15 protein-coding genes are annotated in these 20998 nt (G+C 67.0%); 1 reads left to right on the plus strand and 14 read right to left on the minus strand.

Annotation, left to right across the window (positions count from 1 at the left end):
* Positions 1 to 20: 20 nt before the first annotated feature.
* Together rpsG and rpsL are read right to left on the minus strand one after the other, a co-directional pair.
* Positions 21 to 491 carry a 30S ribosomal protein S7 gene (gene rpsG / locus A3ES_RS0117385; RefSeq protein WP_020388112.1) on the minus strand — a complete coding sequence of 157 codons (471 nt, stop codon included), beginning with the start codon at positions 489 to 491 and terminating at the stop codon, positions 21 to 23.
* Positions 491 to 865 carry a 30S ribosomal protein S12 gene (gene rpsL / locus A3ES_RS0117390; RefSeq protein ID WP_012923692.1) on the minus strand — a complete coding sequence of 125 codons (375 nt, stop codon included), beginning with the start codon at positions 863 to 865 and terminating at the stop codon, positions 491 to 493. Before rpsL ends, rpsG begins: the two co-directional genes overlap by 1 nt.
* A 551-nt stretch (positions 866 to 1416) precedes the next feature.
* Between rpsL and A3ES_RS47465 the strand changes: the two genes are divergently transcribed.
* Positions 1417 to 2379: a DUF1501 domain-containing protein gene (locus A3ES_RS47465; RefSeq protein WP_020388113.1), complete on the plus strand. Its 963-nt coding sequence runs from the start codon at positions 1417 to 1419 to the stop codon at positions 2377 to 2379.
* Here the strand turns inward: A3ES_RS47465 and A3ES_RS0117400 are convergent.
* From A3ES_RS0117400 to A3ES_RS0117455, 12 genes are all read right to left on the minus strand, one after another.
* Positions 2369 to 3109, minus strand: a complete 741-nt coding sequence (locus tag A3ES_RS0117400; RefSeq protein ID WP_020388114.1) for a maleylpyruvate isomerase family mycothiol-dependent enzyme — start codon at positions 3107 to 3109, stop codon at positions 2369 to 2371. The two genes, A3ES_RS47465 and A3ES_RS0117400, sit on opposite strands and share 11 nt — an antisense overlap.
* A complete protein-coding gene (locus A3ES_RS0117405; protein WP_020388115.1) occupies positions 3102 to 4520 on the minus strand; it encodes a nuclear transport factor 2 family protein in 1419 nt (472 codons plus the stop codon). The genes A3ES_RS0117400 and A3ES_RS0117405 overlap by 8 nt, the downstream gene beginning before the upstream one ends.
* A 353-nt stretch (positions 4521 to 4873) precedes the next feature.
* On the minus strand, positions 4874 to 8734 hold the full coding sequence (locus A3ES_RS0117410) for a DNA-directed RNA polymerase subunit beta' (RefSeq protein WP_020388116.1): 3861 nt from the start codon (positions 8732 to 8734) through the stop codon (positions 4874 to 4876).
* 67 nt (positions 8735 to 8801) lie between these two features.
* Entirely contained in the window at positions 8802 to 12287 is a 3486-nt protein-coding gene (gene rpoB, locus A3ES_RS0117415; RefSeq protein WP_020388117.1) for a DNA-directed RNA polymerase subunit beta, read from the minus strand.
* A 273-nt stretch (positions 12288 to 12560) separates the two neighbouring features.
* The gene (locus tag A3ES_RS0117420; RefSeq protein ID WP_020388118.1) at positions 12561 to 13289 is read right to left on the minus strand and encodes a hypothetical protein; all 729 of its coding nucleotides are present in this window, start codon (positions 13287 to 13289) and stop codon (positions 12561 to 12563) included.
* Positions 13289 to 13783 carry a hypothetical protein gene (locus A3ES_RS0117425; protein ID WP_020388119.1) on the minus strand — a complete coding sequence of 165 codons (495 nt, stop codon included), beginning with the start codon at positions 13781 to 13783 and terminating at the stop codon, positions 13289 to 13291. The genes A3ES_RS0117420 and A3ES_RS0117425 overlap by 1 nt, the downstream gene beginning before the upstream one ends.
* Entirely contained in the window at positions 13780 to 15072 is a 1293-nt protein-coding gene (locus A3ES_RS0117430; RefSeq protein WP_020388120.1) for an MCE family protein, read from the minus strand. Before A3ES_RS0117430 ends, A3ES_RS0117425 begins: the two co-directional genes overlap by 4 nt.
* Entirely contained in the window at positions 15069 to 16292 is a 1224-nt protein-coding gene (locus A3ES_RS0117435; protein WP_020388121.1) for an MCE family protein, read from the minus strand. Before A3ES_RS0117435 ends, A3ES_RS0117430 begins: the two co-directional genes overlap by 4 nt.
* Complete coding sequence (locus A3ES_RS0117440) at positions 16289 to 17476, minus strand: MCE family protein (protein WP_020388122.1); 1188 nt, start codon at positions 17474 to 17476, stop codon at positions 16289 to 16291. Before A3ES_RS0117440 ends, A3ES_RS0117435 begins: the two co-directional genes overlap by 4 nt.
* On the minus strand, positions 17473 to 18489 hold the full coding sequence (locus A3ES_RS0117445) for an MCE family protein (protein ID WP_020388123.1): 1017 nt from the start codon (positions 18487 to 18489) through the stop codon (positions 17473 to 17475). The genes A3ES_RS0117440 and A3ES_RS0117445 overlap by 4 nt, the downstream gene beginning before the upstream one ends.
* 160 nt (positions 18490 to 18649) lie before the next feature.
* Entirely contained in the window at positions 18650 to 19681 is a 1032-nt protein-coding gene (locus tag A3ES_RS0117450; RefSeq protein ID WP_020388124.1) for an MCE family protein, read from the minus strand.
* Entirely contained in the window at positions 19678 to 20994 is a 1317-nt protein-coding gene (locus A3ES_RS0117455) for an MCE family protein (protein WP_020388125.1), read from the minus strand. Before A3ES_RS0117455 ends, A3ES_RS0117450 begins: the two co-directional genes overlap by 4 nt.
* Positions 20995 to 20998: the final 4 nt, after the last annotated feature.

Here is a 20998-nt window from a genome sequence, read left to right on the forward strand (position 1 = left end):
GGCCCTGAGCGGGCCCCGGCTCACCAGCGGTAGTGGGCGAATGCCTTGTTGGCTTCGGCCATCTTGTGCGTGTCCTCGCGGCGCTTGACTGCGGCACCCAGACCGTTCGACGCGTCCAGGATCTCGTTCATCAGGCGCTCGGACATCGTCTTCTCGCGACGCGCACGGGAGTACGACGTCATCCAGCGCAGGGCGAGCGTGGTCGAGCGACCGGGCTTGACCTCGATCGGCACCTGGTAGGTGGCGCCACCGACGCGGCGGCTCTTCACCTCGATGCTGGGCTTCACGTTGTCCAGTGCGCGCTTCAGCGTGATCACGGGATCGGTGCCGGTCTTCGTCCGGGTGCCCTCGAGCGCCGTGTAGACGATGCTCTGAGCGATCTGCTTCTTGCCGTCGACCAGGATCTTGGAGATCAACTGGGTGACGAGCGGCGAGCTGTAGACCGGGTCGACGATGACCGGCCGCTTCGGGGCGGGACCCTTACGCGGCATTAGCTCTTCTCCTTCTTCGCGCCGTACCGGCTGCGAGCCTGCTTCCGGTTCTTCACACCCTGGGTGTCGAGCGAACCGCGGATGATCTTGTACCGGACACCCGGGAGGTCCTTCACACGACCACCACGCACGAGCACGATCGAGTGCTCCTGGAGGTTGTGGCCGACGCCGGGAATGTAGGCGGTGACCTCGATGCCGCTGGTGAGGCGGACGCGAGCGACCTTGCGAAGCGCCGAGTTCGGCTTCTTCGGAGTGGTCGTGTAGACGCGCGTGCACACACCACGACGCTGAGGGGAACCCTTCAGGGCCGGCGTCTTGTTCTTGGACACCTTGTCCTGGCGGCCCTTGCGGACCAACTGCTGGATGGTGGGCACCGCGTAGGTCTCTTTCTGTCGTCCGGTCGGTTGCTGCGCGCCTGACCCCCGCGGTCGGGTGTGTCGCGTAGGCACAGGCACGCCGGAGTCATAAACTTTCTGACTGTCGGCAGAAGCCCGTGCCACGCGCGCTGTCCCGGAGTACGAGGGGCACGCATGACGGCCCAGGATGACCCGGGCACGATCGTTAAGACTAGCGGCTGCCTCATGCACGGTCAAAACGGAACCCCGTGCGACGCAGAGGCGCAGCCGCACTGCCAGTCTACCGGATCCTCGGCGGCACTCTCACCGCGGGCCTGACCGCCGCGGCCATAACCAGGAGAAATGTCTGATCGGGGTAAAAGTCCGGCCGGACCGGACTCCGGCGGCGGAGTTTGCGGCATAGTCACGGCCGTCGGGTGTAACGACCTGATAACGGGGACCCGTCGTAGCCACCGCCCACGCCTGGAGAACCTCTCGTGGAACACGGTCCCGTCCCCCCGAACCGTCCCCGCCTCACTGCGGACGACCAGCCGCCGCCCGGTCCTTCCGCCCCAAGGACCTTGTCGCCGGTGGCCCGCCGGGCGGCCATCGGTGCCGTCGCAGGCACCCTGGCCGCCGGCGGGTTGGCAGCCGAGATCCTCAGCCGCCCGGACACCCTCCGGAACCGCGTCCTGGCCTCCACCACCCCGAAAGACCCAGCCGGTACTACTTCCGTGCAGTCCGGCTGGCTCGACAGAGTCCTCCACGAGCTAGGTCCCGGTACTACGTTCCGTGGGCTGGGGATCGGCGCCCGGATGAGCCGGTCCTTGCTGGGGACCTCCGACCCGGTCATGTTGACCTCACTGAAGGACTTCATCGTCAAGGGCATCGACGGGGTCGCCCCGCAGACGCTGTCGGCTCTGGAGACGCTCTACACCGGGATAGACCATCCGCTAGGTGCGCAGGGGCTTGATGCGTTGCAGGCTGCGGCTTCGGCACAGAGTTACGCCAAGCAGCAGCAGAAGCCGGCCAAGGAGCGCGGCTACCCGGACGGGGAGTTCGGCGCGGCTCTGGCGACGCTGGCACAGCCCATCAAAGCCAAGGCCGGAGTACGGGTCGCCACTGTCGACATGGGTGGCTGGGACATGCACACAGACCTCGGTACGGTCGACGGTGGCGACATGACCAACTCACTGAAGACAGTGGCGGGCGCACTCGCCGCCTTCACCGCTGAGCTCGGGCCCGACCTCGACAACACCACAGTGGTCACCATGAGCGAGTTCGGCCGACGAGTGGGGCAGAACGCCAACAGCGGCACGGACCATGGGCACGGTGGAGTCGCCCTGGTGCTTGGTGGTGGAGTCAAGGGCGGCGTGCACGGGCGCTGGGAGGGGTTGGCGCCCGGAGTACTGGATAAAGGCGATGTCCCGGGCACCAACGACTACCGCGACTTGCTGTCCGAGGTCGTGATGGGTCGGCTCGGGCTCAGTGAAGCTCAAGCGGGCAAGGTGTTCCCGGGGTGGAAGCCGTCGCCGCTCGGCGTCATGGCGTGACCTTGCCGCTGAGGAGTCCTGCTGCCGCTTGAGGGTCGCCGTCGACGGTCAACTGGTCGACGGGTAGGCGTCGCCAGAGGGCTAGCAGGAGGTCTTGCGCAGTACCGGAGACCACTGCGGCGCCTTGTGCTTGACCGCGGTGGATCTGCGGCGGTTGCCCTGGTGTGGTTGGGGTCAGCGTCCACTCGTCGCCGGTGTCGACGGCCCGTACGCCGACCGCTGTGCTGACCGCCGCCGGGAAGCCGCGCTGCAGCATGCGTGGCAGGAAGACGCCGAATACCTCGTCGACTCCGTCTGCCGCGATTGCCGGTGGGATGCCGGGGTCCACGTCGGGTGATCTGGCTTGCCGGGCGTCGACGAGGTGGACGACCGTTTCGTGGAGACGTCTGCGGACCCAGAAGCCGGCGTACTGGCCGACCGGGGCGAAGTTCCAGCAGGGCTCGTCGGGGTCGACCGCTTTGATCGCGGCGACCAGGGCGGCCGACGTGCCGGCGTACCAGTCGGACCAGGAGGCTGTCGTGCGGAGTACCTCCGGGACCTGCTGGGCCGTTCCGCTGAGCAGGATCGAGGCGGCCCAGCGCTGACCGGCGCCGACGTGCAGGGCTAGGTCGGCGACGGTCCAGCCCGGGCAGTTCGGCACCGCGGCCGCTGGGTCGGTGGCCGCGAAGGCCTCCGCCAGGTCGGCCGCGGTGCGCTCGAACTGCTCGAGATGATCGAGGTTGTCAGGCAAGGAAGCGGACCTCGGTGATCAGCCCTTCCTGGACCTGGTAGAGCGAGATCGTCGGCGTCGGTCCGTGGTCGGTGCCGTGGGTGATCCACTGCTCGACCACCCAGTCGCCGACCAGCATCCGCTGCACCAGCTCACGCTTGCCCTGCCCGGCCTCGAACAGCGGCCGGTAGTGCTCCCGCAGCGACCGCCTGCCCCGCATCACCGCACCATCACCCAGCTGAAGCTGAGCCGTCGGCGAGTACATGGCCAGGAAAGCCTCCAGATCATGCGCCTCGTACGCCGCATGCTCCCGCCCCACCACCCGAGAAGCCGCAGTCTCCGCCGGCGCTGCCGCGGAGGTGGACTGCCCCGCTTCGCCGGAGGAGGTCTCAGTGGCGGCCTCGCCCCTGGCGCTCGACGCGGCTGCCGCGCCGTTGGAGGTGGTCTGGCGCGCAGGCGCGGCAAAGCGTCCGGGCTCACCGGCGGTGGACGGGCTGGCTATGCCGCCTGGAGCTGCAGCGCCCCGCGCGGCTTCGCCCGCAACGGCGGCCGTCGCCCGCGGGGCGGCGGTGCCGGTGGTGGCTGCGGCGCCCCGCGCGCTGGCCGGCGCTGCTGTGCCGGCTGCAGCGGAGGCTGGGATTTTTGAGGGTTGGGTGGTGGTGGCTGGGATCGTGGTGGTGGGGATGGGGAGCTGGCTGGGGGTGCTGGGGTCTTCGCCCAGGTGGGCGATGGCCCAGTCGAGGGCCTTGGTCACCGCGGCGCGGGACTCTTCGCTGTGGTCGAGCATGTCGAAGCCGTGTTGCCCTTTCGGTACGTCGATGATGTCCAGCGCGGCGCCACCGGCGGAGACGAACTCCGCCACCGGTCCGGCGAGCTCTTCACGCTCGCGGCCGACCCTCGTCAGCAGCACCGGCAGGTCCTTGTGTTTGCCGATCACTTCGGCGGCGGAAACCAGTTCGTCGACACCGGGCGGGGTGGCGAGCAGGGGATAGCTCAGGGCGATGGCGCGGAGCCAGTCGGGGCGGCTGTCCAGCCACTCCCCCGCCAGCAGTCCGGCACCGGAGAAGAACCACAACACGACCTGCTCGGGATCCACCTGCGGATCGGCGCGCAGCAGGCCGACAGCGGCCTCCACGTCGTCCGCGGCGGTGGTCAGCTGGTCGAGCCCACGGATCAGGCTGTGGTCGAATGTGACGGCCACCTGGCCGCGCTGGGCGATGGCTGCGGCGTACCCCTGGTAGACCGGCCACCCGCGCGGTCGCACCTCGAGATCGGCCGGCCCGGGACCCCCGTGGATCAACAGGATCGCGCCGGTCCGCGCCGTCCCCGCGGGCCGGTGGAAGTCCAGCTCCCCGACCCGGTCGACGCGGTGCTCCGCACCCTGCGCGACGTCCAGCACGAACGGTTGCAGGTAGGGCGGGAGGTCCGTCATACGCGTCATCTTCGCGCATCCCGCCGACACTTCCACGGCGACCCCTCGCAACACTCCGCAGCGACCCGACCACGCTCGGCGTGTCGCCAGCCCGGGCTCGTCCGTAACCCCTTCCGCTACAACGATCCACCCTCCGTAAACCCTTGTTGCCAAGGGCAACAAGGCTCCCTGGGGTGTCCAGTTGCGGCGACCTCGGACACCTTCTGGTGGCCTCGGACAGGGCACACTTTGTTCAAGCCCGCCACTTGGTGTTCAAGCCCACCAGAGGTGGGCTTGGCACCTGAAGCGGGCCCGGAAAGCCGCGAGGGCGGCACCCCTGGTGGGGTGCCGCCCTCGGCAGGTGGTGCGGGACTTCAGTTCTGGTACGAGCCCAGGTCGAAGTCGTCGAGCGGGACCGACTGCCCGGCGGACGGGCCGAAGTCGTAGTCGTACGACTCGTAGCCGACCATCGAGTACATCGCGGCCTTCGCCTCCTCGGTGGGCTCCACCCGGATGTTGCGGTAACGGTCCATGCCGGTACCCGCCGGGATCAGCTTTCCGATGATGACGTTCTCCTTCAGACCGACCAGCGAGTCGGACTTGCCGTGGATCGCGGCCTCGGTCAGGACCCTGGTCGTCTCCTGGAAGGAGGCGGCCGACAGCCACGACTCGGTCGCGAGCGACGCCTTGGTGATCCCCATCAGCACCGGACGACCCGAGGCCGGCGTGCCGCCCTCGGCCACGACGCGACGGTTCTCGGCCTCGAACATCAGCCGGTCCGCCAGCTCACCCGGCAGCAGGTTCGCCTCGCCGGACTCGATCACCGTGACCCGGCGCAGCATCTGCCGGACGATGATCTCGATGTGCTTGTCGTGAATGGCCACACCCTGCGACCGGTACACCTCCTGGACCTCGTCCACCAGGTGCTCCTGCGCCTTGCGGATGCCCAGGATCCGCAGAACCTCCTGCGGGTCCGGCGTACCCTGCGTCAGCTGCTGCCCGACCTCGACGTGCTGACCGTCCTCGATCAGCAGCCGGCCGCGCTTCGACACCGGGTAAGCGACCTCTTCGGCCCCGTCGTCCGGCGTGAGCACCAGCTTCCGGGTCTTGTCGGTGTCCTCGATAGCGATCCGGCCCGCGGCCTCGGCGATCGGCGCCTTGCCCTTGGGCTGACGAGCCTCGAAGAGCTCGACAACACGCGGCAGACCGTGGGTGATGTCATCACCCGCGACGCCACCGGTGTGGAAGGTACGCATGGTCAGCTGCGTACCGGGCTCACCGATGGACTGCGCCGCGATGATGCCGACGGCCTCACCGATGTCGACCGGCTTGCCGGTCGCCAGCGAACGGCCGTAGCACTTAGCGCAGGTACCGGTCTTGGCGTCACAGGTCAGCACGGAGCGGACCTTGACCTCCTCGAGCCCAGCGGCCACCAGAGCGGCGATGGACACGTCGCCCAGGTCGCTACCGGCAGCCAGTACCAGGTTGCCCTTGGCGTCGGACGTGTCCGTCGCCAAGGTGCGCGCGTAGGCGCTGGTCTCCACGTTCTCCGCGTGCACGATCTTGCCGTCCGCGCCCGGCTCGCCGATCTTCTTCGGCAGGCCGCGCTCGGTACCGCAGTCCTCCTCGCGGATGATGACGTCCTGCGAAACGTCCACCAGACGACGGGTCAGGTACCCCGAGTCGGCGGTCCGCAGCGCGGTGTCGGCAAGACCCTTACGAGCACCGTGGGTGGCGATGAAGTACTCGACCACCGACAGGCCCTCGCGGAAGTTGGACTTGATCGGCCGGGCGATGATCTCGCCCTTCGGGTTGGCCACCAGACCACGCATACCGGCGATCTGCCGGATCTGCATCATGTTGCCTCGCGCACCCGAGTGGACCATCATCCAGATCGGGTTGGCCTTGGCGAAGTTCTCCTCCATGGCCTTACCGACCTCGGCGTTCGCGCCGGTCCAGATCTCGATCAGTTCCTGCCGCCGCTCGGACGAGGTGATCAGACCCCGCTCGAACTGCTTCTGGACCTTCTCGGCCTGCGACTCGTAGCGAGCCATGATCTCGGGCTTGCTCGGCGGCGTGCTGAAGTCGTCGATCGACACCGTGACACCCGAGCGGGTGGCCCAGCGGAAACCGAGGTCCTTCAGCGCGTCCAGGCAGTTCGCCACCTGGACCTTGGAGTAGCGCTCGGCCAGATCGTTGACGATCGAGCCCAGCTGCTTCTTGCCGACCTCGGTGTCCACGAAGGTGTAGTCGCTCGGCAGCGCCTCGTTGAACAGCGCGCGACCCAGCGTGGTCTCCAGCGAGAACCCACCGTTCGGGCGCTCGGTCGATCCGGCCGGCGCGCCGGCCTGGTCGAGCCGCACCGTGATCTTCGCCTGCAGCGACAGCTCGCCGCGGTCGAAGGCCATCAGCGCCTCGGCCAGCGAGCTGAACGCGCGACCCTCACCGAGGGCGCCTTCCTTCAGCATGGTCAGGAAGTAGATGCCGATGATCATGTCCTGGGTCGGCATCGTGACCGGACGGCCGTCAGCAGGCTTCAGGATGTTGTTCGTCGACAGCATCAGGATCCGGGCCTCGGCCTGCGCCTCGGCCGACAGCGGCAGGTGCACCGCCATCTGGTCACCGTCGAAGTCCGCGTTGAACGCGGAGCAGACGAGCGGGTGGATCTGGATCGCCTTGCCCTCGATCAGCTGCGGCTCGAACGCCTGGATCCCCAGCCGGTGCAGGGTAGGCGCGCGGTTCAGCAGTACGGGGTGCTCGGTGATGACCTCTTCCAGCACGTCCCAGACCTGGGCGCGCTGACGCTCGACCATCCGCTTGGCGGACTTGATGTTCTGCGCGTGGTTGAGGTCGACCAGCCGCTTCATCACGAACGGCTTGAACAGCTCCAGCGCCATCGCCTTCGGCAGACCGCACTGGTGCAGCTTGAGCTGCGGGCCGACCACGATGACCGAACGGCCGGAGTAGTCGACGCGCTTGCCGAGCAGGTTCTGACGGAACCGGCCCTGCTTGCCCTTGAGCATGTCGGACAGCGACTTCAGCGGCCGGTTGCCCGGGCCGGTGACCGGACGCCCACGGCGGCCGTTGTCGAACAGCGCGTCGACGGCCTCCTGCAGCATCCGCTTCTCGTTGTTGACGATGATCTCCGGCGCACCCAGGTCGAGCAGGCGCTTGAGCCGGTTGTTGCGGTTGATCACCCGGCGGTACAGGTCGTTCAGGTCGGAGGTGGCGAACCGGCCACCGTCGAGCTGGACCATCGGCCGCAGGTCCGGCGGGATCACCGGGACGCAGTCGAGCACCATGCCCATCGGGCTGTTGTTGGTGGCCAGGAACGCGGTGACGACCTTGAGCCGCTTCAGCGCCCGCGTCTTGCGCTGGCCCTTACCGGTCTTGATCGTCTCGCGCAGGCTGGCTGCCTCGGCCTTGAGGTCGAAGGTCTGCAGGCGCCGCTGGATCGCGGCGGCACCCATCGCGCCCTCGAAGTACTTGCCGAACCGCTCCTTCATGGCGCGGTACAGGATCTCGTCGCCCTCCAGGTCCTGGACCTTGAGGTTCTTGAACCGGCTCCAGACCTCGTCGAGGCGGTCGATCTCGCGCTGCGCACGGTCGCGCAGCTGCTTGACCTCACGCTCGGCGCCTTCCTTCACCTTGCGGCGAACGTCGGCCTTCGCGCCCTCGGCCTCGAGCTGGCCGAGGTCCTCCTCGAGCTTCTTCATCCGGGTCTCGATGTCGTTGTCGCGCCGGCCCTCGAGCTGCTTGCGCTCGACGTCGGTCCGGCCCTCCAGGGACGACAGGTCGCGGTGCCGCGCCTCGTCGTCGACATCGGTGATCATGTACGCCGCGAAGTAGATGACCTTCTCGAGGTCCTTCGGGGCGAGGTCGAGCAGGTAGCCGAGTCGCGACGGGACACCCTTGAAGTACCAGATGTGGGTGACCGGCGCGGCCAGCTCGATGTGGCCCATCCGCTCGCGGCGCACCTTGGAGCGGGTGACCTCGACGCCACACCGCTCGCAGATGATGCCCTTGAAGCGAACACGCTTGTACTTACCGCAGTAGCACTCCCAGTCCCGGGTGGGACCGAAGATCTTCTCGCAGAACAGACCGTCACGCTCAGGCTTGAGCGTCCGGTAGTTGATCGTCTCGGGCTTCTTGACCTCGCCGTGCGACCACTGGCGGATCTCATCCGCGGTCGCCAGGCCGATCCGAAGCTCGTCGAAGAAGTTCACGTCGAGCACGATGTGTTATCTCCCGTTACTAAAATGGTCTGAGTGAGTTGGTTGTTGATCGAAAGCGGCAACCCGCTCAGACCTCCTCGACACTGTTCGGCTCACGCCGGGACAGGTCGATGCCCAGTTCCTCCGCTGCGCGGAAGACATCCTCTTCGCTGTCGCGCATCTCGACCCGACTACCGTCGGACGAGAGCACCTCGACGTTCAGACACAGGGACTGCATTTCCTTGACCAGAACCTTGAAGGACTCCGGGATACCCGGCTCCGGGATGTTCTCGCCCTTGACGATCGCTTCGTACACCTTGACGCGACCGACAACGTCATCGGACTTGATCGTGAGCAGCTCCTGCAGCGCGAAGGCGGCACCGTAGGCCTCGAGGGCCCACACCTCCATCTCGCCGAACCGCTGACCACCGAACTGCGCCTTACCACCCAGCGGTTGCTGGGTGATCATCGAGTACGGACCGGTCGAGCGGGCGTGGATCTTGTCGTCCACCAGGTGGTGCAGCTTCAGCATGTACATGTAGCCGACGCCGACCGGCTGCGGGAAAGGCTCACCCGAGCGGCCGTCGAACAGGTTGGCCTTGCCGGTGCTGTCGACCATCCGGTCGCCGTCACGGTTCGGCAGCGTGGAGCCGAGGAGGCCGGTGACCTCTTCTTCCCGCGCGCCGTCGAAGACCGGGGTGGCGACGTTGGTGAACGGCTCGGCTTCGCCGGCGCCGATCTTGATCAGCCGCTGGGCCCAGTCCTCGGTGCTGTCCGGGTCGACCTTCCAGCCGCGGCTGGCCACCCAGCCGAGGTGGGTCTCGAGCACCTGACCGACGTTCATCCGGCCGGGCACGCCCAGCGGGTTCAAGATGATGTCGACCTGGGTGCCGTCTTCCATGAACGGCATGTCCTCGACCGGCAGGATCTTCGAGATGACGCCCTTGTTGCCGTGGCGTCCGGCGAGCTTGTCACCGACGGAGATCTTGCGCTTCTGCGCGACGTACACGCGCACCAGTTGGTTCACGCCCGGCGGCAGTTCGTCGCCGTTGTCGCGGTCGAAGACGCGGACCCCGATGACGGTTCCGTTCTCACCGTGCGGCACCTTCAGCGAGGTGTCGCGCACCTCGCGCGCCTTCTCACCGAAGATCGCGCGCAGCAGCCGCTCCTCCGGGGTCAGCTCGGTCTCACCCTTGGGCGTGACCTTGCCGACCAGGATGTCACCGGTGGTGACCTCGGCGCCGATCCGGATGATGCCCCGCTCGTCCAGGTCCGCCAGCATCTCGTCGGAGACGTTGGGGATGTCGCGGGTGATCTCTTCCGGGCCCAGCTTGGTGTCGCGAGCGTCGACCTCGTGCTCCTCGATGTGGATCGAGGTCAGCAGGTCCTGCTGCACGACCCGCTGGCTGAGGATGATCGCGTCTTCGTAGTTGTGACCCTCCCACGGCATGAATGCCACGAGCAGGTTCCGGCCGAGAGCCATCTCGCCCTCGTCGGTGCACGGACCGTCGGCCAGCGGCGAGCCGACCTCGACCCGCTGCCCGGCGTCGACCAGCGGGCGCTGGTTGATGCAGGTGCCCTGGTTCGAGCGACGGAACTTCTGCAGCCGGTACGTCTGGTACGTGCCGTCGTCGGCGGCGACCTCGATCAGATCGGCCGAGACCTCCTTGATCACACCGGCCTTCTCCGACACCAGCACGTCACCGGCGTCGACCGCTCCGCGGAACTCCATGCCGGTACCGACCAGGGGGGCGTCCGCGGTGATCAGCGGAACGGCCTGGCGCTGCATGTTGGAGCCCATCAGGGCGCGGTTGGCGTCGTCGTGCTCGAGGAACGGGATCATCGCCGTCGCGACCGACACCATCTGGCGCGGCGAGACGTCCATGTAGTCCACGTCGTCGACCAGCACGAGCTCGACCTCACCGTGGCGCCGGCGGACCAGCACCCGGTCCTCGGCGAACACGTCGTCGTCGGTCAGTGCCGCGTTGGCCTGAGCGATGACGAACCGGTCCTCCTCGTCCGCGGTCAGGTAGTCGACCTGATCAGTGACCCGGCCGTCGACGACCTTGCGGTACGGCGTCTCGACGAACCCGAACGGGTTCACCCGGCCGTACGTCGCGAGCGAGCCGATCAGGCCGATGTTCGGGCCTTCCGGGGTCTCGATCGGGCACATCCGGCCGTAGTGGGACGGGTGCACGTCGCGGACCTCGAAGCCGGCCCGCTCACGCGACAGACCACCCGGGCCGAGGGCCGACAGGCGGCGCTTGTGGGTCAGACCCGCGATCGGGTTGGTCTGGTCCATGAACTGCGACAGCTGCGAGGTTCCGAAGAACTCCTTCAGCGCCGCGACCACCGGGCGGATGTTGATCAGCGTCTGCGGCGTGATCGCCTCGACGTCCTGAGTCGTCATCCGCTCGCGAACCACGCGCTCCATCCGGGCCAGGCCGGTGCGGAGCTGGTTCTGGATCAGTTCGCCGACGGTGCGCAGACGACGGTTGCCGAAGTGGTCGATGTCGTCCTCTTCGACGACGATCTCGCCCTGCGGCGCGGCCAGCTCGGTCTTGCCCTCGTGCAGCGCGACCAGGTACTTGATCGTCGCGACGATGTCGTTGATCGTCAGAACGGCGGTGTCGTGCGTCTCGTCACGGCCGAGCTTCTTGTTGATCTTGTACCGGCCGACCTTGGCCAGGTCGTAGCGCTTGCCGTTGAAGTAGTAGTTGTCCAGCAGCGCCTGGGCAGCCTCGCGCGTCGGCGGTTCGCCGGGGCGCAGCTTGCGGTAGATGTCGAGCAACGCGTCGTCCTGGCCGGACGTGTGGTCCTTCTCCAGGGTGAGCCGGATCGACTCGTACTCGCCGAACTCCTCGAGGATCTGCGCGTCGGTCCAGCCGAGCGCCTTGAGCAGCACGGTGACGTTCTGCTTGCGCTTGCGGTCCAGCCGCACGCCCACCATGTCGCGCTTGTCGACCTCGAACTCCAGCCACGCACCGCGCGACGGGATGATCTTGGCGGTGAAGATGTCCTTGTCCGACGTCTTGTCCGGCGTGCGCTCGAAGTACACACCGGGCGAGCGAACCAGCTGGGACACGACGACACGCTCGGTGCCGTTGATCACGAACGTGCCCTTGCGCGTCATCAACGGGAAGTCACCCATGAAGACGGTCTGGCTCTTGATCTCGCCGGTCTCGTTGTTCATGAACTCGGCGGTGACGAACAGCGGCGCCGAATAGGTGACGTCACGCTCCTTGCACTCGTCGACCGTGTTCTTCGGGGGCTCGAACCGGTGGTCGCGGAACGACAGCGACATGGTGCCGCTGAAGTCCTCGATCGGGGAGATCTCTTCGAAGATCTCCTCCAGGCCGGACGGGGAGGACAGATCAGTCCGTCCCTCCGCCTCGGCGGCGGCCACCCTGGCCTGCCAGGTTTCGTTTCCGACCAGCCAGTCGAAACTGTCCACCTGCAGCGCAAGAAGATCCGGAACCTCGAGAGGCTCGGAGATCTTTGCGAAGGAGATGCGGCGTGGTGAGCCGGAAACGTCGGTAATACTGTCGGACTGAGGGTTGCGCGAGGCGACCAAGGGGCGTCCTTCCACGGGCTCGCAAAGTAACTTCGATGCTGGCACTTCGGTGCTGGGAGCGCACGCCAAACGACCCTAGTCAAGTTTTGAGCCGAACCAGGGGTGGTTAAAGGCAGCGCAAAGCAATAGGCTACCCGATCAGGGCAAGCCTGTCCAATGGGGTCCGATACTATGCCTTCGGACCGCCCACTCCGTCAAGGATCGACCCGGGTTCTCCAGCGGGTAGATCACCCGCGAGCCGCCCGGCACGTCCTGTCCGGAGTCACAAAGAGACTACAGTCCGGCGATCTCCTGGACCAGCCATTGATCCCCGTTTCGGACCATCGTGAATCTGGTCCGGTTCAGATCGATCCGGGGCTTACCCTGCGTGATCGTGCTGGTGGTGGTCTGGTTGACGAAGATGATCAGCGTGACCCGGTCGGCGTCCCCGTCCCGTACGCCGACCTCGCGTACCTCGGCCCGGACGGTCGCCTTGGTCTTGGTGGCCAGTTCGCCGGCCACCTTGGCGGTGGCGTCGAACTTGCCGGCGAAGTCGGGCGTCATCGTCGCCCGGGCGTCCGCGAAGCTCTTGTCGAGCGTGCGGTAGTCGTAACTGAGCGCCGTCTCGGCCGCTTTCCGCCCGGCCGCGGCCGCCTGCCCGCGGGCATCTTCGGCCTCCTTGCCCTTCCAGGCCTTCACCCCGAGCACACCCGCCAGCGCCATGATCAGCACCAGCAGGATCCCGAGCGCCGACGCGAGTACGACGCTGACGCGAGAGCGGGAGCCCGCCGGCAGGTCGTCCGACTTCGCCTCCGGCTCTGCCTGCTCGGAGGCCTGATCAGCGGCGGGCTCGACCCGCTTCGAGACTGGCTGCTCGTCGCTCTGCGTAATAGTCGGCGTGTCGCCGGGGAGCTCCGAGGCCTGCTCTGAAGCCTCCGGTGTGGCCTGAGTCACTTCAAATGACTCCGCAGTACCCTCGTGATCCCGCTTGGGGCGGCGCTGGCCGGCGATCCGGCGGGGCATCAGCCGACCACCTGGAAGTCGGCGGTCAGCCAGCGGTTCTTCTCGCGGATCAGGTCGAGTTTGATCCGGTAGCGCCGCTCGACGCCGTCCTTGGACGCGGTATTGGTGACGACCGCGTTCACGATCACCAGGACCTGCGCCGAGTCCTTGTCGTTCGACACCACCGCGGCCTCCTTCACATCGCCCTTGGAGGTCGCCTTGTTCGCCACCACCTCGGTCTTCACCGAGTCCGATCCCGACTTGAACTCCTCCTTGAACTGCCCGGTGGAGTCGTCCAGCACCCGCTGCGCGTCGGCATCCCAGCTCTCGTAGTCGTACGTCGTGAAGTCCAGCGCCAACTGCCGGGCCGCCTTCATCGCACCCTCGCGATCACTCTTGCGCGTGTCCTGGCCGCGCAACGCGACCACGGACAGCGTCGCGCCGACGAGAGCGACCAGCACGAGCACGCTGAGCGCCCACGCCAGGATCACCGGGCCTTTCCGGGTGGCGGTCACTTCTCAGTCACCGGTCCGAGGATGAGGGCCTTCCAGGAGTCCTTGCCGAGCATCTCCTCCTGGCCACCGGTCGAGCCGAGCACCAGTTCGGGCATCCCGTCCTTGCCGCCGGCCGCACCCGTGGCTGGGTCGTACCCGACGCCGTACCCGATCCTGTTCGCGTCCGACCGCGTCGACGGGGTCGGCTTGTTCTGGGCACCTCGGACGTTGACACCGGACCCCGGCGGCGCGGTACAGCCGGCTTTGGTGTTCGCCGGGATGCCCTTGGTGTCCTGCGGAACGCGCTTGTCCGTGCCGTTGTAGCCGGCCCGGCAGGCAGGCGGGCTGAAGCCGAGCACCAGCCCGAAGTGCGCGTCGTAATGCCCGGTCCCCGGATCCTTGCCCGGTACGACGTACCCGCCCATCGCCACCGCCGGATAGACCACCAGCAGCTGCTCGACGGCATCCAGCCGTACTGCGGTCAGCTCGCTCACCGTCAGCAGGTTACCGAGCAGCACCGCGATGTCGGCGCGGTTCTCCGAGATCAGCGCGGTCAGCTGGGTCGACGCCCCTGAGCCGTTGTCGATCACCGAGCGCAGGTTCGAATCGGAGTTGACCAGGGTGTCGGACAGCAGCGCCAGGTTCTTCGCCCAGGTCTTGATCGCGTCCCCGCTGGCCACCTGGGTGGCGAGCACGGTGTTGCCGTCGTTGATCAGCTTGATCGTCTGCAGGATGTTCGCGTCGGCGTCGTCGATCAGCGTGCCGGAGCTGTCGATGATCTTCTGCAGGTCGGTACCCCGGCCGCGGAGCGCGTCGCCGAGCTCCTTGACGGTGGTCTTCAGGCTGTTCTTGTCGACCGAATTCACCAGCTGGTCCAGGTTCAGCAGCAGCTCGGTGGTGTCGATCGGCAGGACCGTGTTCTCCCGGGAGATCTTCGAGCGGTCCTGCAGGTACGGAGCGCCGTCGCGACGCGGCTGCAGGTCGACGTACTGCTCGCCAATCGCGGACCGGTTCGCGACCACCGCGAGCAGGTCGTTCGGGATCTTGGTCTTTTTCTCGATGTCCAGGTTGACCTCGACACCGTCGGACAGCAGCTTGAGCTCGCCGACCCGGCCGACCGGCTGGCCGCGGTACGTCACCTCGGCGCCGGAGAAAATGCCGCCGGACTCGGCGAAGCTGGCGCTGACGGTGTAGTCGTCGTCGAACACCAGCTGGTCGACCTGGGCGTACTTGCCGCCGACATAGGCGACGCCGACCAGGGTGATCAGCAGGAAGATCATCAGCTGGATCCGGACGGTTCTGGTGATCACTTGGCCACCCCCGGCATCAGGACCTTCGCGAGTTCGGGGTCGAACGCGGACCGGTTCAGCTTCTGCGTACAGACTGGCAGCCCGAGCAGGGTGATGCAGCTGGTCGCCGTCCCGGTCGGGACCGGCAGCGGCGGCAGCCCGCCGGTCTTCGGCGGATTGCTGAAGGGCACGTTGACCGGGATCGTCGGGATGGTCAGGCCGGTGGTCGGCAGGTTCAGCCCGAGCAGGCCTTTCAGCGCCTTCTGCGTGTTCACGTCGAGGGTGATGTTCAGGTTGGTGAAGTCACCCTTGACCGCCTTGGCCGCGGCGTCCGGGAACGGGTAGGTGAACAGCAGCTCGAGCGCCTTCGGCAGGTTCTCGCCGGCCTCGACGAGCTTGGTCAGCACTGGGTAGAGCGACTGCAGGTTGGCGACCAGGTCCTTCTGCGACGCGGTGATCACCCTGGTCGCGGTGTTGCCGAGTCCGGCCAGCGCCTGCAGCGTCTTGACCAGCGCGGCCCGCTGCTTGTCCAGGGTGGCGATTGACTTCGGCAACGAGTCGATCGCGGTCGCGAGTGTCGTCTTCTGCGCGTTCAGCTTCTTCGCCAGCTGGTCGACGGCGGCGATCGCGGTGACGATCTTCTGCTTGTTCTGGTCCAGCGTGCCGACGAACGTGTTCAGCTGGGTCAGCACGCTGCGGATGGCCGGCTCGTTCCCGGTCAGGGCCTTGTTCAGCTCCTGGGTGATGATCTGCAGCTGCGCCACGCCACCGCCGTTCAGCAGCAGCGAGAGCGCCGACAGGACTTCCTCGACCTCGACGTTGCTGGTCGTCCGCGAGAGCGGGATCAGCTCGCCGTTCTCCAGCTTGCCGTGCGGCTTCTCGAGGCCCGACGGCGGCGCGAGCGAGACGAACTTCTCGCCCAGCAGGCTGGTCTGCCGGATCGTCGCCCGCGCGTTGTCCGGCAGCTCCAGGCTCTTCGGCAGCTTGACCCGGACCTTGGCGACGTACCCCTCCAGCCAGACCTTCTCGACCGTGCCGACGGTGACGTCGTCGACCTTCACCGAGGACTTCGGCACCAGGTCCAGGACGTCGGTGAACTCCACCGTCACCGTGTACGCCGGTCCCTTGATCTTGGCGCCACCCGGCAACGGCAACGAGTAGACGCTGAAGTCGCAGCCGCTCAGGAGAGTCGCCATCGCGACAACGCCGGCGACCACCGCAGTACGGCGAAGGCGCTTCATCGGGCAGCTCCCGGGACCAGGCCGCCGAGCGTCTCGTCGACTGGGTCAGGGCTGGGCAACTTGGGCAGCGGGGCGCGCGCCCACGGCGTACCGGCTGGTCCGCCTGAGCCGGTGATGCTGCTCAGCAACGGGAGCTTCGGCAGCGCGCTGAGGACCGGCTTGAGCGCCGAGCAGGTCGACAGCGGCTGGTTGGCCTGGAGCAGCAGCGAGCAGATGAAGGTCGCCGGGTCGTCCAGCTGGGCCATATTCATCCGCTGGTCCAGCGTGCCGTACTGCGGGTTGTAGACGCGGGCCAGGTTGCCCAAGCCGAGCGGCGCGGTGTCGATGATCTCGGCCAGCGCCGCCTTCTCCTTGACCAGGATCTGGGAGATGTCGGTGGCACCGGAGATGGTGGTCTTCAACAGCGCGCGGTTGTCCTTGACGAACGAGGCGACCTCGCCGAGCGCCGTCGCGAGCGTGGACAGCGCAAGCGCGAGATCCTTCCGTTCGCCGGCCAGCGTGGTCGAGGTGGCGGCGAAGTTCATGTTGAACTGCTTCACCAGGGTGTCGTTGGCGGCCAGCGCGGAGACGAACGTCTGCAACTGCCGGACCGTGCTGAACAGGCTCTTGGAGTTGCCGGCCAGCGTCTGGGTCAGCGTCGACACGTCGGTGATGGTCTGGTTCAGCTTGGCGCCTTGGCCGTTCAGGTTGGCTGCGGACACGTCGAGCAGCCGCGACAGTGCGCCCTGGTCGTTGGCACCCTTCGGACCGAGCGCGACGGACAGGTCGTTGAGGCTTTGATAGATCTGGTCGAGCTCCAGCGGTACGGCGGTCCGATCCAGCGGGATCTGCGCGCCGTCGGCCATCACGTCACCCTTGGAGTACGCCGGGGTGAGCTGGACGTACCGGTCCGCGACGATCGACGGTGACGCGATCACCGCCTTCGCGTTCGCGGGGACCTTGTGCTTGGCCTCCCACCAGAACTTCACCCGGACCGCGCGCCCGGCCGGCGTCACGCTCTCGATCTCGCCGACCTTGATGCCGAGGATCCGGACGTCGGAGCCCGGGTAGACGCTGACCGCGCGCGGGAAGTACGCCGTCGCCGAGACCCGCTCGGGATTCGGCCACAACGAGATCACGCTGACGGCGAGCACGATCAGCACGACACCGATGGCGATCAGCCGGGACAAGGATGCGAGCTTCATCGGCCCCCACCCCCAAGGATCGGCGGCAGCCCGGGGATGGGGACCTGAGGCAATGGGATCTCCGGTACAGGCACCAGGTTCTGCACGTACGTGTCGAACCACGGCCCGGTACCGAGGGTGTTGGTGAAGACCCGCGCGAACGGCGCAAGCCCGCGGATGCTGGCGTCCAGCGCGTTCTGGTTCTTCAGCAGGGTGGCCAGCACCGCGTTCACCTTCTGCAGCGTCGGCGCCAGGTCCTTGCGGTTCTCCCGGACCAGCGCGGTGATCTGCGCGGACAACTTCTGGGTCGAGACGAGCAGCTGGTGGATCAGCACCCGGCGCGCCTGCACCGCCTGGAACACGGTGTTGCCGTCCTTCATCAGCTTGATCAGCTGCTGGTTGCGGTCGGCAAGGACCTTGGTGACCACGTTGGAGTGCTGGAGCAGCTTCTTCAGCTCCTCGTCGCGCTTGGCGACGTTGCGGGACAGCCGGGACAGCCCGGTCAGCGACGCCTGCACCTCTTCGGGGGTGTTCTTGAAGGTCGACGACAAGGTGTCCAGGGCCTTCGCGAGCTGCGCGGTGTCGATCCGCTCGGTGGTGTTGGCCAGATCGGTGAACGCGTCGACGACGTCGTACGCCGAGATCGTCCGGGCCAGCGGGATCTCGGAGCCCTCTTTGAGCTCGCCCTCCCCCGCCGGATCGAGCTTCAGGTACTTCTGCCCGAGCAGCGTCTTGATCTTCATCTCGGCGCCGGTCTTGTCGCCGAGCTTGACGCCGCGGTCGACGACGAAGTCGACCCGGACGTGAGTGCCGTCCAGCTCGACCTTGCGCACCTGGCCGACCCGGACGCCGGCTACCCGGATCTCGTCGTTCGGCTTCAGCCCACCGGCCTCGGAGAACTGCGCGGAGTACTTGGTCCCGCCGCCGATCAGCGGCAGGTCCTGGGCCTTGAACGCGGCCAGCATGATCAGCCCGATCACGGTCAGGCCGACCACGCCGATGGTGACCTGGTTCTGCTCGCGGAACGGCTTCACAAGTGGCCCCCATCGGAAGTCAGGTGCGTAGCTCCGGTGTCCAGGCGGGTGCATCGCAAGGCGGAGGAGGGTCTCGATGCGGGGTTCATCGTGACCCTCCGACAACGCAGCGAGGTGCCCGTCTGGGCGCCGGAGATGCGTGCCTGGCATTCGATGGGGGTCACTTGGCACACCTCGCGGAGTTCACGTCATGGCTGATCGGGATCCGGGTGCCCAGCGGCAGCGTGACGTTGCCGTCGAAGCCGCACAGGTAGAAGTTGAACCACGACCCGTACGACGCGGTCCGGGTCATCGTCTCGAGCTTGCCTGGCATGTTCTGCAGCGTCTTCACCCAGATCCCCTGAGTGTCGTCGAGCGTGGTGGACACCTGCCGCAGCCGGTCCAGGTCCGCCTTCAGCGGCACCCGGGTCTGTTGCAGCAGGCCCGCGGTCTTGGTGTTCAGCGAGTTGATCGAGCCGAGCGAACCGAGGATCGGGTTGATGTCCTGGCTCAGTCCGGTGATGAACTGCTGCAGGTTGACCAGCAGCTGGGAGAAGTTCTGCTGCCGCTGCGAGACGATCTGCAGGGTCGAGGTCAGGTTGGTGATCAGGTCGCCGATCACCTGGTCGGAGTCGGCCAGCGTGGTGGTCAGCGAGGCCGTCCGGGCCAGCAGGCTCTCGATCGTGCCGCCTTCGCCCTGCAGCACCTTGATCACCTCGAACGCGAACTGGTTCACGTCCTTGGGCGTCAGCGCGGTGAACAGCGGCTTGAACCCGTTGAACAGCACCGACAGGTCCAGCGCGGGCGCCGTCCGGTCCTTGTCGATGATCCCGTTCTTCTTCATCCGGGTCCCGCCACCGACGCCCTCGGCGAGCGCGATGTACCGGTTGCCGACGAGGTTGCGGTAGCGCATGGTCGCGCGGGTGCTGGTGTCGAGCACCTGGTCGGAGTCGACGCTGAAGCTGACCATCGCCAGCTTGTCCTGATAGATCGCGATCTTGTCGACCTGCCCGACCTTCACGCCGGCCACCCGGATGTCGTCACCCTTGTTCAGCCCGACCACGTCGGTGAACACGGCCCGGTACTTCGTCGTCGCGTTGAAGCTGATATTGCCGATGGTGACGGCCAGCAGCGCGGTCGCGATGGTGGTGACGACGACGAAGATCGCCAGCCGCACGGTGTCGATCGAGGTCTTCTTGTCGAGCAGCTTCATTTGAGGTTCACCTGCCCTCCGCGGACCAAGGGGCCGATCATCAGCGTGGTCAGATCCGGTACTTCGCTGGCCGGGATCCCCATCGCGGGTCCGGCGAAAGAGTCGATCACCTTCTGCTCCGCGGGTGTGCCCGCGCCACCGGTGTCCATCGCGAAGCCGGGCATCGCCCGGTTCAGCTGCAGGTTGACCGGGAAGCGGGTGTTCTTGTGGTGGTCGCCGATCACGCCGTCCGCACCGGTGATGTACGGCGCCGGGTTGTCCTGCGTGTACGGGCCCGGATGCGCGCCCGGGTGGCTGTAGTTCTTGCCGACGCAGGTCGGGCCGCGGCGATCCTTGTACGTCGGCAGCTCGTTCGGCTGGTACGGCGTGGGCTGGTTGGTGATCAGCTCGAGGTTGATGTTCAGCGCACCGTTCCGGAACGTGTCGTTCAGGATCGGCGCGGTGTCCGTCATCACCTTGAGGAAGCAGGGGAACTCCGGCGAGTACCGCTCGAGCAGGTCGAGCACCGGCCGGCTCACCTCGCCGAGCCGGATCACCCGGTCCTCGTTCTCCTTGAGGAAGGTGTTCGCGGTCGTCGACACGGTCTGGACGTCGGTGAAGAAGGTCTGCAACTGCTTCTCCTTCTCCACCACCGTGTTGCCGGTGATGGTCAGGTTGCGCAGCGCCCGGACCAGGTCGGGCGTGACATCGCCGTAGATCGCGGACACCTGGGTCAGCTTGGTCAGCGCCGCGATCAGGTTCGGCACGTTCGGGTTCAGCTTCTTCAGGTAGCCATCGAGCTGGGTGAGCGTCTCGCCGATCTCACTGCCGCGACCCTCCAGCGCCGTCGCCAGCGAGTTCAGGGTGGCGTTCAGATCGGCCGGGTCGACTGCCTGCAGCAACGGCAGCGCGTCGTTGAGTACCTTCTCGATCTCGATGCCGACCGCGGTCTTGTCGCGTGCGATCACGTCACCGGCACGGATGGCCCGGCCGGCCGGTGCGGGCGGCGGCACCAGGGCGACGTACTTCTCGCCGAACAGCGTCTTGGGCAGGATCCGCGCGCTGACCTGGCTGGAGATCTCCTTCACCTGGTCCGGCTTCAGCGACAGGTGCACGGTCGCGAAGTCGCCGTCGGTGGAGACCTCGCGGACCTCGCCGACGATGATGCCGCGCAGCTTCACGTCCGCCTGCCGGTTCAGCTGCAGGCCGATGTGGCTGGTCTGCAGCTTCACCTCGACGGTGTCGGTGAAGACCTTCGCGTAGAAGGCGTAGGTGAGCCAGAGCAGGAAGCAGAGCAACCCGATGAAGGCTGTGCCGAGGAGTCGTCTGGTCATCGCG

Origin of the sequence: Kribbella catacumbae DSM 19601, assembly GCF_000372465.1 — a bacterium.
In the GTDB taxonomy this organism is placed as follows: Bacteria; Actinomycetota; Actinomycetes; order Propionibacteriales; family Kribbellaceae; genus Kribbella; species Kribbella catacumbae.

What these genes read in the sequence shown, in the direction of transcription:
- rpsG (WP_020388112.1), bottom strand. Translation starts at nt 491, where the DNA reads ATGCCGCGTAAGGGTCCCGCCCCGAAGCGGCCGGTCATCGTCGACCCG.
- A3ES_RS0117405 (WP_020388115.1), bottom strand. Translation starts at nt 4,520, where the DNA reads ATGACGGACCTCCCGCCCTACCTGCAACCGTTCGTGCTGGACGTCGCG.
- A3ES_RS0117420 (WP_020388118.1), bottom strand. Translation starts at nt 13,289, where the DNA reads ATGCCCCGCCGGATCGCCGGCCAGCGCCGCCCCAAGCGGGATCACGAG.
- A3ES_RS0117435 (WP_020388121.1), bottom strand. Translation starts at nt 16,292, where the DNA reads ATGAAGCGCCTTCGCCGTACTGCGGTGGTCGCCGGCGTTGTCGCGATG.
- A3ES_RS0117440 (WP_020388122.1), bottom strand. Translation starts at nt 17,476, where the DNA reads ATGAAGCTCGCATCCTTGTCCCGGCTGATCGCCATCGGTGTCGTGCTG.
- A3ES_RS0117450 (WP_020388124.1), bottom strand. Translation starts at nt 19,681, where the DNA reads ATGAAGCTGCTCGACAAGAAGACCTCGATCGACACCGTGCGGCTGGCG.
- A3ES_RS0117455 (WP_020388125.1), bottom strand. Translation starts at nt 20,994, where the DNA reads ATGACCAGACGACTCCTCGGCACAGCCTTCATCGGGTTGCTCTGCTTC.